Source organism: Shouchella clausii, assembly GCF_002250115.1.
Classification (GTDB): domain Bacteria; phylum Bacillota; class Bacilli; order Bacillales; family Bacillaceae_D; genus Shouchella; species Shouchella clausii.
In genome coordinates this window covers 2939242-2951577 of sequence record NZ_CP019985.1, presented here as the reverse complement: position 1 = coordinate 2951577, position 12336 = coordinate 2939242, and the positions used below count along the sequence as shown (strand labels likewise).

General features: G+C 45.2%; 12 protein-coding genes. All 12 read right to left on the bottom strand.

The window, feature by feature from the left end:
- Positions 1–2 precede the first annotated feature (2 nt).
- The 12 genes from BC8716_RS14165 to ytaF all read right to left on the bottom strand — a co-directional run bounded on the left by BC8716_RS14165 (position 3) and on the right by ytaF (position 12284).
- Positions 3–1001, bottom strand: coding sequence for a Gfo/Idh/MocA family protein (locus tag BC8716_RS14165; RefSeq protein WP_094426659.1), 999 nt, complete (start codon positions 999–1001; stop codon positions 3–5).
- Between the two features lie 149 nt (positions 1002–1150).
- Positions 1151–3082 carry a threonine--tRNA ligase gene (gene thrS, locus BC8716_RS14160; protein WP_094426657.1) on the bottom strand — a complete coding sequence of 644 codons (1932 nt, stop codon included), beginning with the start codon at positions 3080–3082 and terminating at the stop codon, positions 1151–1153.
- 307 nt (positions 3083–3389) lie between these two features.
- Positions 3390–4238 (bottom strand): putative sporulation protein YtxC, encoded by an 849-nt coding sequence (gene ytxC / locus BC8716_RS14155; protein WP_094426655.1) that lies wholly within the window; start codon positions 4236–4238, stop codon positions 3390–3392.
- A 140-nt stretch (positions 4239–4378) separates the two neighbouring features.
- Positions 4379–5491, bottom strand: a complete 1113-nt coding sequence (mqnC, locus tag BC8716_RS14150; protein ID WP_094426653.1) for a cyclic dehypoxanthinyl futalosine synthase — start codon at positions 5489–5491, stop codon at positions 4379–4381.
- A gap of 207 nt (positions 5492–5698) precedes the next feature.
- Positions 5699–6628 carry a primosomal protein DnaI gene (gene dnaI / locus BC8716_RS14145; RefSeq protein ID WP_094426650.1) on the bottom strand — a complete coding sequence of 310 codons (930 nt, stop codon included), beginning with the start codon at positions 6626–6628 and terminating at the stop codon, positions 5699–5701.
- Positions 6616–8058 carry a replication initiation and membrane attachment family protein gene (locus BC8716_RS14140; RefSeq protein WP_094426648.1) on the bottom strand — a complete coding sequence of 481 codons (1443 nt, stop codon included), beginning with the start codon at positions 8056–8058 and terminating at the stop codon, positions 6616–6618. The genes dnaI and BC8716_RS14140 overlap by 13 nt, the downstream gene beginning before the upstream one ends.
- A gap of 60 nt (positions 8059–8118) precedes the next feature.
- Positions 8119–8574, bottom strand: coding sequence for a transcriptional regulator NrdR (gene nrdR / locus BC8716_RS14135; RefSeq protein WP_063609052.1), 456 nt, complete (start codon positions 8572–8574; stop codon positions 8119–8121).
- A gap of 94 nt (positions 8575–8668) precedes the next feature.
- The gene (locus BC8716_RS14130; protein ID WP_063609051.1) at positions 8669–9070 is read right to left on the bottom strand and encodes a hypothetical protein; all 402 of its coding nucleotides are present in this window, start codon (positions 9068–9070) and stop codon (positions 8669–8671) included.
- 113 nt (positions 9071–9183) lie between these two features.
- Positions 9184–9573: an adenosylmethionine decarboxylase gene (speD, locus tag BC8716_RS14125; protein ID WP_063609050.1), complete on the bottom strand. Its 390-nt coding sequence runs from the start codon at positions 9571–9573 to the stop codon at positions 9184–9186.
- 206 nt (positions 9574–9779) lie between these two features.
- Positions 9780–10814 carry a glyceraldehyde-3-phosphate dehydrogenase gene (locus BC8716_RS14120; protein ID WP_063609049.1) on the bottom strand — a complete coding sequence of 345 codons (1035 nt, stop codon included), beginning with the start codon at positions 10812–10814 and terminating at the stop codon, positions 9780–9782.
- 237 nt (positions 10815–11051) lie between these two features.
- A complete protein-coding gene (gene coaE, locus BC8716_RS14115; RefSeq protein WP_063609048.1) occupies positions 11052–11645 on the bottom strand; it encodes a dephospho-CoA kinase in 594 nt (197 codons plus the stop codon).
- Between the two features lie 15 nt (positions 11646–11660).
- Positions 11661–12284 carry a sporulation membrane protein YtaF gene (gene ytaF, locus BC8716_RS14110; protein WP_082111911.1) on the bottom strand — a complete coding sequence of 208 codons (624 nt, stop codon included), beginning with the start codon at positions 12282–12284 and terminating at the stop codon, positions 11661–11663.
- Between the last annotated feature and the right edge of the window lie 52 nt (positions 12285–12336).

Below are 12336 nucleotides of genomic sequence, written 5' to 3'. Positions count from 1 at the left end.
TGTCACCGCTCCACTTCTATTCGTTTTCGTTCAAGTTGTGACTTCAAGCATGCGTCTAGCACTTTCATGTTTAACACAGCATCTTCTGCTGAAAAAGGCAACGGCTTTTCGTTGCGGACTGTTGCCGCAAACGCATCTGCCTGCAAAGCATAGTGATCCACTGGATTGCCACTGAAATGAGTGTGGCCATCGTTCGTATACAAATCATATCCATTCGCTTCATTTGTAAAAGCAGTTGGGATGGTGATCCGACCTTCTGTACCAATAATTTCGGCTTCATCACGAAATGCGGCCCACATTCCACAATCAAATGTCAGGTAGCGGCCATTCGAAAATTCGACTAATCCTGCTGCTACCATATCGACTTGGTCATGGGAATCAGGCATAAAGCTATGCACCGTCACTGCTTCGGGTTCCTCGCCAAAGACCAACCGCGCTAATGAGAGTGGATAGACGCCGACGTCATAAAGGCCGCCGCCACCATATGCTCGTTTCATACGGAAATTATCGAAAGCGCTTGCATTATTGAACGTAAATACTGCACGAATGCCGCGAATTTCGCCAATGTCGCCATTATCGATATGGGCTAATATGTCTTTGTACCGTGTTTGGTAACGGTACATAAAAGCTTCAGCGAGGACTACGCGATGCTGCTCGCATGCCTCTTTCATTTCCTGGGCTTCCTCTGCATGTAAAGCAATCGGCTTTTCGCACAGGACATGCTTTCCGGCTTCGGCAGCTTTTATGACCCACTCCTTATGCAAGTGATTCGGCAACGGAATGTAAACGGCTTCAATTTCCTCATCTGCCAATAACTCCTCATAAGAACCGTACGCTGTTTTAATGTCATGCTCAGCCGCAAATGCCTGCGCTTTTCCAAGTGAACGGCTCGCGATTGCTACCACTTCGCCGCTTTCGGATGCAGCGATTCCAGGGATAATTGCTCGTTTTGCAATTGAAGCTGTCCCTAAAATGCCCCATTTCAAAGCTTCTGTATGCAAACTGCCATTCCTCCATTTCATACAAATCTAAAAATTCTCCACTAGCTTAGCATAAATTCATAGGCATGTGCGCCTTTCAAAGCAATGTAACCAAATTGAAATAAACGTTCCAGCCACGGTTTGACGTAGCTGGAACGTTGATGTAGCCTTTATTTTCTCGCTTCTTTGGCAATCTCGTCGACAAAGGCAGAGAGCGGTTGTGAAGAAGAAGCTTGCTCTCCGTATTTACGGACATTGACTGCTTCAGCAGCCACTTCCTTGTCGCCAAGAACGAGCATATAAGGGATCTTTTGGATTTGCGCTTCACGAATTTTATAGCCAAGTTTTTCGTCACGGTCGTCGATCTCGACACGGACACCTGCCTGCTGCAATTGCTCAATGACACGTTTAGCGTAATCCAAGTGGACTTCATTAGAAACAGGAATCACTTGCACTTGGACAGGCGCAAGCCAAGTTGGCAGCGCGCCTTTGTATTCTTCTAACAAGAAAGCAACGAATCGTTCCATCGTTGAGACAACGCCACGGTGAACGACAACGGGGCGGTGCAGCTTTCCGTCTTCGCCGACATAGGTTAAATCAAAGCGCTCAGGAAGGAGAAAATCAAGCTGCACAGTCGAGAGCGTCTCTTCTTTGCCAAGGGCCGTTTTCACTTGCACATCCAATTTTGGCCCGTAAAAAGCAGCTTCACCAATTGCCTCATAGTATGGCGACCCTAACGTATCCATTGCTTCTTTGAGCATCGCTTGCGCTTTGTTCCACATGTCATCATCATCGAAATATTTTTCCTTGTCTTCTGGATCACGGTACGACAGCCGAAATTTATAGTCGTTTAAGCCAAAATCATTGTACACTTCTTGGATAAGACGTACGACGCGAACGAATTCATCTTTAATTTGGTCAGGGCGGCAGAAAATGTGGGCATCGTTTAACGTCATTCCCCGAACACGCTGGAGTCCTGATACGGCGCCTGACATTTCGTAACGGTGCATCATGCCAAGTTCGGCAATTCTTAGCGGCAATTGCCGGTAACTGCGCATGTCTTGCTTATATACCATCATATGATGAGGGCAGTTCATCGGCCGTAACACAAGCGTTTCATTATCCATTTCCATCGGCGGGAACATATCGTCTTGATAATGGTCCCAGTGCCCAGATGTTTTGTAGAGCTCAGAGGAAGCAAGGATCGGCGTATAAACATGCTGATAACCAAGGCGCTCCTCTTTATCGACAATGTAGCGCTCGATGATACGGCGGATTGTTGCTCCTTTTGGCAGCCATAAAGGCAAGCCTTGTCCTACTTTAGGTGAAAGCGCAAAAATGCCGAGTTCCTTGCCAAGTTTGCGGTGATCCCGTTCTTTTGCTTCTTCGAGCAAACGCAAATGTTCGTTTAGTTCATCTTTGTTAAAAAATGCCGTTCCGTAAATACGCTGCAACATTTTGTTTTTTGCGTCGCCGCGCCAGTAAGCTCCTGCGGTGGACAGTAACTTAAACTCCTTGATTTTATTCGTCGATGGCACATGGACGCCACGACACAGATCAAAAAATTCGCCTTGTTTGTAAATCGTGACCGTTTCTCCAGCTGGAATCGCTTCAATCAACTCTAGTTTATAAGGATCATTGATTTCTTTAAAACGGGCAATCGCTTCGTCACGGCTCACTTCTTCGCGTATGATCTCTAAATTTTCGCCAATGATTTTTTTCATTTCCTTTTCGATCCGTGGCAAGTCTTCTGCCGTAATCGATTCGTCGGCATCGATGTCATAGTAAAAGCCGTCCTCAATGACGGGTCCGACACCTAACTTAACACCTGGAAACAATCGCTTGACTGCTTGGGCAAGCACATGGGCTGTACTGTGCCTCATGATGTCTAATCCTTCGTCTGATCCCGCGGTGACAATTTCAATATTTCCATCTTCAGGGAGTGGCGTTTTCAAATCATACAGTGTCCCGTTTAGTTTTCCAGCCAATGCTTTTTTCTTTAATCCTGGGCTAATAGAAGCAGCAATCGCTTCAGTGTTCGTTTCAATTGGAAATGATTTTACTGTTCCATCAGGAAACGTAAACATCCGTTTGTCCGTCATAGTTGATCTTCCTTTCGCATTAAAATAAAAAACACTCGTCCCTTAGTCGAAGGGACGAGTGTGGTTTCGTGGTTCCACCCTACTTACATGCTCTACATACAGATAACGGCTGCGGGCCGGCACTGGATACTGTGATTCCCCAGGGCAGTTCAAAGGTGGTCACAATCGAGTCGCGTTTAGGGGTCCCAGCCAATGCCCCATTCTCTAAAAAACGCCTTACTTGAATGCGGTGTCCTTCTCATCACTTTTCATACAGCCATTATACAAAAAACAAAGCCAAAAATGCAAGCTTGTTCGTTGTAATCGTTTAATGGCGTTCTTGCAAAGGGAAAATCGTCAGCCGTTCTTGAAAGATCGCTTGAATCGTTAAAATGACGCCATGGTCTGGTTCGTCAGTAAATACATGGACATGTCCTGGCGCCATGCTAACGAGCGGGCTAATGACCATTTCAGAAAAATCAAGACCTGTTTCAAATACAAGCTCTTGCTTTAAATAATAAGCCATTTCTTCAGCAGTCAACTCCCGGAAATGTTCATCATAAAACGTAAACATGTCCTTGTGAACGAGGTAGATCATTGGCAACCGTGCAGGTGTGATACGGATATAATGGCGCAAATTTTCAACCATTGCCTGGTAATCTTGTTCCATTAAATATTCGTCAATGGCAAGCTCGATACAATCAATTAACATTTCTCCATATTCTTTTAGCCGGAATGTCAGAAATGGTTCGTAATAAAATGTCGTATCCGGGTTGAGGTGTGAGGCGAAGGCGTCATATAGAAATGCACGTCTATCAAAATGCGGCTTAACAGATGGGATATCATTCCGATCCCCTTGAAGAATGGCTTGGGCAATGGCGACAATTTGCTGCTTTTCCTCTTCGTCGGTAAAATAAAAAAGGTTCTCAGCAATGTCCATTAACCATTCATCTTCCTTTGTTTCTATGACATATTCTGCAAAGATCGAGGCCAAAAAAGGATGGAACGACTCATAAAAATCGACGTCTTTGTTTTCATAACGGACGGTGATCGTCGCTTCACTGTTTTTTTCCACTGCCCCGCCAAAACCATATGGCTCATAGGTTGCCATATAGCCCCTCAATTCATCAAACAGGCGCGAGCAGTTGCCGCGCTCTTCAAAATGAATGGCAATCACGCATGACTCCCCCTAACATATCAAAACCTTACCTAAAGCTCACTAGAAGCCAGACAGGCTTATTATCAATTTATGTTGGTGGCACAAAAACATGCTAGTTGCATGCAAAAAAGCTCCGGAGTGGCTCCGGAGCAAACAGGTCAATTTTGCATGATAAAGTCTTTCTCAACGTTTTCGTTTTCTGAAAACGTCCTTAATATCTCATATTTTGTGTTACGTTGGGCTGGTATTTTTCCAGCTTCACGAATCAATTTAAGCGTCAAGTTTGAATTGACTTTGTGTGTCGTATTTGCAGCAGATACAACATTTTCTTCCATCATTGTGCTACCAAAATCGTTACAGCCAAAATGAAGCGATTTTTTGCCGACCTCAGGCCCCATAGTCACCCAGGAAGATTGGAAATTGGCGATATTATCGAGGAAAATCCTTGAAATCGCTACGTTTTTCAAATAATCTTCTGGCGTCAATTTTTTCAGCCTTCTCAACCCTGTATTTTCCGGTTGTAGCAGCCAAGAAATGAAAGCCGTGAAACATTCTGTTTCGTCTTGGGCATCACGAACGCGCTGCAAATGCAAGGCCCGTTCTTCAAACGATTCACCAAAGCCAATGACCATTGTTGCCGTTCCAAACATGCCGACTTTTTTCGCTGTCTTCATCGCATCAAGCCACTGATCGGCCGTCACTTTTAAACGGCTGACACGCATCCGTGTCTCTTCAGTCAAAATTTCAGCGCCTCCGCCTGGCATACTGTCAAGCCCCGCTTTGTGGAGTTCCCGAAGCACGTCTTCAATCGACATGTCCATCACTTCAGCGATTTTCCAGATTTCCGCAGGGGAAAAGGAATGCATCCAAATATCTGGAAAACGTTCTTTAATGCCTTTTAGCAAGTTTGTATAGTAATCAAGCTTTAAGTTAGGGTTGGTTCCGCCCTGCATTAATATTTCTGTCCCGCCAACGTCTTGTGTTTCCTTGATTTTTTGAAAAATGACTTCATCATCAAGAACGTAGCCATCTTTATGGTTAGGCGGTCGGTAAAAGGCGCAAAACGAACAATATGTATCGCAAAAGTTCGTGTAGTTCACATTGCGACCGATCACAAATGTCGTTATTGGCTCAGGGTGCCATTTTTTCATAATCGTATCAGCTGCTTTGCCAAGTTTATCGAGATCGTCGCTCTCGTAAAGCTTAACGGCATCGGCCATCGAAATGCGCTCGCCGTTTACTGCCCGTTCTAATATGGCATCTATGCTCATTGTTGTACCCCCAAGCACAAGTAATCTAGTATTCTCTATACATCGTACCATAGTTATCCTTAAACATCCAATGAGCAAGCATTGCTCTAAAACCTTACATACGTCGCTCGTGAACCCCTATACTTTCCGTAATTCCACTCGCTTGCCAAGCAGCATCTCCCCGCCTGAGACGATGTTGTCGAAAAATCGACAATATAAAAATCGGCGCTACATACTGCGCCGATTTTGTCCGCCCACTTCTACGAATGTGGTAAAATGTTTGATCCTTTCCATAATCCGTTTTGCTTTTAGCCGTTCGATCCCGCCTTTTTCCGAATAGGCAAGCTGCTCTTCTAACTCATCGTAATCGTAATTTGAAGTAAACAACGTTGGCAGTTTCTCAGCCATTCTGTACTGAAGAATTGGGCCTAAAACTTCGTCACGGGTCCAAGCAGTTGTTGTTTCCGCTCCAATGTCATCTAGCATCAGAACAGGGGCTTTTCGGACAGCTTCCAGCTTTTCTTGAAAGGACCCATCGCCAATGGCTTGCTTCATTTCCCTAAAGAAGTCAGGTGTATAAATCAAATAGGATTGGATGTTTTTTGTTTTTAATTCATTTGCGATAGCCCCTAATAAATAGGTCTTTCCTACGCCAAATTTCCCGTATAAGTATAGGCCCTTGCCCTTTTCTCCTGGATTGGCAGATAAAGCAAATTCAAGCCCTTCACTTAGCGCCTCTGCCCGTTCCTCATTTTGTTCCATATCGTCAAACGTTGCTTTAAGGATATCTTTAGGAATATAAAGCGACTGGATTAGCTGTAGTTTGGCTTGCTCCGCCTCTCGCTCCCGTTTTAGTTGGCAGCGGCTATAAGAAATCTCAATGCTGCCTCTTTCTGTATAAAGCACCGGTTGAAACCCTTTAATCATATTCGGACAATGGTCTAATCCAGGGCAAGTTTGGCAGTTCCCTCGTTCCTTTTTAAACTCGTATAGTTTGCTAAGGGCACGGTCGATCATCGAGCGGGTTACATCAGGATGCTCTTGCAAAAAGGCTTGTACAATCGCGCTATCTAGCAGCTCCTGCCTTTGGCGCTCAATCCGTTTTTGCAGGCGCCCATCCTGGTCAAAAGCTTTCAGCGCCTGTTCTATTGGTTCCATTCGCCCTCATCCTTTTTTTCCCTTAGTCGTTTTCGTTCCTCCATTAATGCAGCAATCCGTTTTTTTGACTCTGTTTGACTTGCGCTTGTTTTTGATTCAGTCGCTTCATCCACACCGCCAGCTTGTTTGCCTTCTTGACTATTTCCCTTTTCTTGCTCAGCCATTAGCCACTTTGGTAGTTTGTCTTGGCGCGCATTTCGCTTATATGTTTGCCGCGGCGATGCATTGGCCTGTTTTTGTTTGTCTTCCTTCACAAGCCCCATAGCGCCTGGCACCGTTTTTACTTTTTTTCGCTTCCAATGGCCAGCAATTTTTAACATAAAGCCGCGGGAAAGCTTCATATCATGTTGGAATAGGACATAATCAATCAGCACGTTCGCCACACCTGGATGCAATTTATAGTCAACGATGAGTTCTTCAATCAAGCGGGCGTCAGCTGGAGAAACCGCTGCCCCTTCTTGGCGCATTTCCAAGAGTGTGATCGGCGGTGTTTGCTCGTAAAACTGGATCGACCGTTCTTCTTCTGTTTCCGGCTCTTTCGTCATCGTTCGCGCCGACTGTGGCTGTGTTTTTAAACCAAGCGCAGGCGGTTTTGTGCCATTTTCAAGGCGGTACCACTCTTTGATCGTTTTACGTAAGTCGTCTTCATCCAACATGTCGCCTCGAGAAGCTTGCTCAACTAAATTCGCCATTGTTAACGGCTCAACTTGGTAAACAAAGGCTAGTTTTTTGATCAAGTCGATCAATCGATCAGTCAACACTTCTGGCGGAACAATAAAGCTAGACAACGCTTGTTTCATTAATTCAACGTCAAAATCATCAAAGCGAAGGCCATCGCTGTCCTTGCCAATTAGCGCCTCTCCATTTGCTCCTTTCAATGCACCGTCTTGTTCGTTCATTAACGCTGGCTGCATTTCTGAATGAGTTAAAGAGGTAAATACACTAGAAAAGGATTCAGTCACTTCTTCAAACTCGCTACTGTCCAACTCGGGCAGAGCAAAGCGTTCCCTTACTGCTCGGTATCCTTGTTTGCCTAGCCTGTTATACAAAAAAACGCTAAGAACATCATCTCGGAAAAAACGGTGCGGTTTCATTGGCGGCTGTAATTCATACATAAAAAAGCGGACGTCGTCTGTTTTTTTTCGGTATGTCCTGAGCAAATCAATCGCTTCTAACTTTTTCCGCGCTTCGAGCAGCTTAGGCAAACCCAAGTCAAGGAGGACGCTAAGTTGATGGTGAGTATGGATATCGCCTTGGTACTTCCCTGAAGGAAGCTGCGATCTCAAACTATTGTACAGGCCAACTGCTTCAGCGCCAATCAAAGGCTGATACAAAAGGGTAAGTACATGGCTATCCATGTCTGTGATAAAACCGGCCAGCCGCACTGTGAACTGGTCTACAGGAAGAACTTCTTTCCAATGCCAAGGCATGGCCCTTATCCCCTTTCGCTAAAAAAGAGCTTAAAACGCTCCATGCGTTTATAGCTCCTTTTAATTTTTATTCATTAACTCAGTCAATTCTTTTATAAATACATTGATGTCTTTAAACTGTCTGTAAACAGAAGCAAAACGAACGTAAGCCACATCGTCAATTTTCGCTAGCCGTTCCATGACGAGTTCGCCCACATCCTGGCTTCGCACTTCTTGTTTCCCTTCATTGCGAAGCGTGCGCTCTACGTCCAATACCATTTCTTCAAGCGTTTCAAGGGGAACGGGACGTTTCTCACAGGCACGCACAAGACCGCGCAGCATTTTATCGCTGCTAAATTCCTCACGCATACCGTCTTTTTTAATGATGAGAAGAGGCCGTTCTTCCACTGTCTCATAGGTGGTAAAACGTTGCAAACATTTTTCGCACTCCCGCCTCCGTTTGATTGAGCGGCTTTCATCACTTGGCCTGGAATCGAGCACTCTTGTTCCGTTATGCTGACATTTGGGACAGCGCATTGCAATCATCTCCATCTGTGCCCAAAGGACGTGAATACCAAAACGAGATTGGTTTCTTCTATCATATAAAAAAAGGGCGCCTGTGGCAAGCCTCTTACAGCAGCTCGTGGCCTAGCGCTGAACCGACATACGTTAATTCCTGGTCAAGTTTTTGGTAAAGAGCTAAAATAAATTTCCGGCTGTAGCCAAAATCGCTTGGAAGCACGGTTTCCGTTGCACAAGAAAAATCGACCGCGGTCCGGTACGGTTTTACAGTAATAATCGATGCAACTAACAGTAGTTTTTTCCCTGATTTCGTTTGTGCCACAATTTCCCCTCTGTCATCTTCGCTCCGCTTTATCGTCAATCCTTGTTGTGTAAGCACTTGTTCAATTGTGCGCATAGCCTTGTCTTTCGTTGTTTTATAATAGCGTGTTTGCAACTCTTTCACTGGGTGCTCTTCCCCGGTTTCAGTACGTGTGCTGAAAATTCGGCTCATTGTTTCACGAAAACCCATCCTGCTCTCTCCCCCTGTGTAAACGTTGCCTTTATCATACCATAAATGACGAAAGCGCATCCATTTATAGCAAAAAGAAACCGCCAAGCAGTATGCTCGGCGGTTTCTCCAATTTATTTAACAGCACTGTGGCTTAATCGTTTTTCAGGCTTAATCGGTCCCATTCCTCGTGGCAATTCAAGCACTTCGCTTGTTGTTGCATCCAATTCTCTTGCAATAAACTCAGCTGCAACGTTTGGGTCTATAACTGGACCACATGTATAAACGTCTATGCTCGCATAGCCATGTTCCGGGAAACTGTGAATCGTTAAATGCGACTCAGAAATGATCACAACTCCGCTCACCCCTTGTGGGGCAAACTTATGAAACGCTACTTCCCTCACTTCTGCTCCGGCTCTTAAAGCTGCATTTACAAATACTTGTTCAATAAATTCCATGTTGTTTAACTTGTTTGTGTCACAACCCCAAAGCTCAGAAATGACATGACGTCCCATTGTATCCATATGAACTTCCCCCTTTTCGGTAATTCGCCATGCAGCAAAAGCATGCATGTAGGATCGTCTTCGTACAGGGGGGAAAGTTAGTCCAAAGAGGTCCTAACCCATGCTGCAAGAAAAACGAATCCCGTTTTTAAACGAACTCACGGGATTCAGTATACTTGGTTTACACCACGATTGCAACTGGATTTCTAAACAATTTTACAGCGTGCTTACGACGCAGAATGGATTTCTTCTTTTGCCGACATCTGGGCTGCGACATGATTCATTAAATCCACTACTCTGCATGAATAGCCCCATTCATTATCATACCAAGCAAGGACTTTTGCCTGGCGATTGTTTAAAACTGCCGTTGATTGACCGTCTACAACCGCCGATTGTTCCTCGCCATTAAAGTCGATTGAAACGAGGGGTTCATCTGTAATTCCTAAGATGCCTTTAAGCGTCCCTTGTGAAGCTTCCCAAAAGGCATTGTTAATGGCTTCTGCAGTAGTTTCTGTTTTTAAATTCACAACTAAATCAACTAACGAAACATTTGGCGTTGGCACACGGAGCGCCATTCCTGTTAGTTTGCCGTCCAAATTCGGCAACACTTTCGATATGGCCTTAGCTGCTCCAGTCGATGTCGGGATGATGGACTGTCCACATGCACGGGCTCGACGCAAATCTTTATGAGGGTTGTCAATGTTTTTCTGGTCATTCGTATACGAATGCACCGTTGTCATCATCCCTGATTCAATCCCAAATTTTTCGTCGAGGACTTTCGCAACTGGGGCTAGGCAATTGGTTGTACATGAGGCATTCGAGAGAATGTGGTCTTCCTGTGGGTTGTAGTCGCTTTCATTTACACCGACGACAATCGTTGCATCTTCGCCCGTTGCCGGAGCTGTAATAATTACCTTTTTCGCTCCTGCTTGCAAATGAGCGCCAGCCGCTTCTTTTGTTTTAAATTTTCCGGTTGCTTCAATGACAATATCAATCCCTAACTCTTCCCAAGGCAAACGCCGCGGATCCCGTTCAGCGAGCAATTCAATCTTCTTTCCATTTACGAATAACTGCCCATCTTTCGCAAAAACGTCGGCCATGAATGGCCCATGAATGGAATCGTATTTGATTAAATGAGCCAATGTGTCTGCAGGGTAAGAAGCATTAATCGCAGTAATGTCCACTTTCCCTTCTAGAAAAGCTTTTCGAAACACCATTCGACCAATTCGCCCAAACCCGTTGATTGCCATTTTCACATTCATAAAGTCCAGCCCCTTCAGGTTATTATGTTATCCTTTTTATCAATATTATACGAAATAGTATAACATAAATAAACCAAAAACGTGAACCAATTTCAATTTAGGCACAAAAAAGACCGCCTATTCAATGGCGGTCTTAAGTTGTCGACAGAGTCGACAACTGTCCAGACTGAAAGAAAGCGTTTGTCAGACGAGGTGAGCAACGACGTATGCGAGCGCTTGTCTTCAGTCTGTGACCGCCTATTCGTGGGCGGTCTTAGCCAACGCATTGTCTACTTGTCGATAGGTGTTTTCCTTCGTTCCATTATTGTCTATGAGCACGTCGGCCTGTGCTTTTTTGGCGGTTAATGGCATTTGCGCAGCAATTCGTTGATTTGCCTCTGTTTCAGTTAAGCCATCTCGCTCAATCAAACGCCGAAGCTGAGTTGCTTCGTCTACATAAACGAGCCAAACTTGGTTGACCATATGAAACAAGTTGCTTTCGTATAACAAGGGAATGTCGAGAACAACTCGAGTGTAGCCCCTTTGTTCGTATAGTTCGGCCTGTTTTTTCATCAATTGCCGTACAGCTGGATGAACGATTTGATTCAACTGCTTCCTTTTTTGTTCATCACCAAAAATGATCGCCCCTAACTGTTTCCGGTCTAACGTGCCGTCAGTCTGGAGAACGTTTTGGCCAAATGTCGCGACGATTTGGGCAAGCGCCGGCTCGCCAGGCTCTACAACCTGACGTGCAAGTTTATCTGCATCAACAACCGGAATGCCCTGTTTCTCCAAATAGGTTGCCACAAGCGATTTCCCGCTGGCAATCCCGCCAGTTAAGCCAATTCTCATAAGTACATGCTCCTCCTACAATTTCATCACGCCGATAATGAGCAGCAAGCAACCTGGAATGAAGGCCATTTTCTGCACCCACTTCAACCGTGCTGTCCGGTAGCCGAACGTCATTCCTAGTGTGACAAACAAGGCGCTTAAAATAGCCGTACATGTAGCAAGGCCAAGAGGGGAAAGGCCCATTAACGCAGCGCCAATCCCAGCGCCAAAGGCATCAAGTGATAGGGCGAGGCCAAGTAAAAGGGCTTCTTTTCCAGTCACTGTGCCGGAACGGTCGATGTCGGCGCTTTCCGGTTCCCGTAAAATATGGATAACAAACCCGAATAAGCGAATCGTAAAATCCATTTTCGTCTGTTTAACACTCGGCCTTCGCTCTTTTTTCGGCCGGTATGCTGCATAAACAGCCCAACAGCCAAGGCCTATTAAAATGATCGCCCCGAGCAATTCGGCCACATCAGGCGACAACCACATCGAAAAGGCTGAACCAACTGACATAGCGATTAAAATAGAGACACCTGAACAAGCTGCAATAAATAAAAGCGATATAAGTGGTATTTTGATACGACGAGTGCCATAGGCAAACCCGACGCCAAAACTATCAAGGCTAACTGCTGCGGCCAGCATAACCAATGTTGCCAATAGAAGCCCCTCCCGTCTAATGTTCGTTGCCATTAGTATATGGAAAGGACTT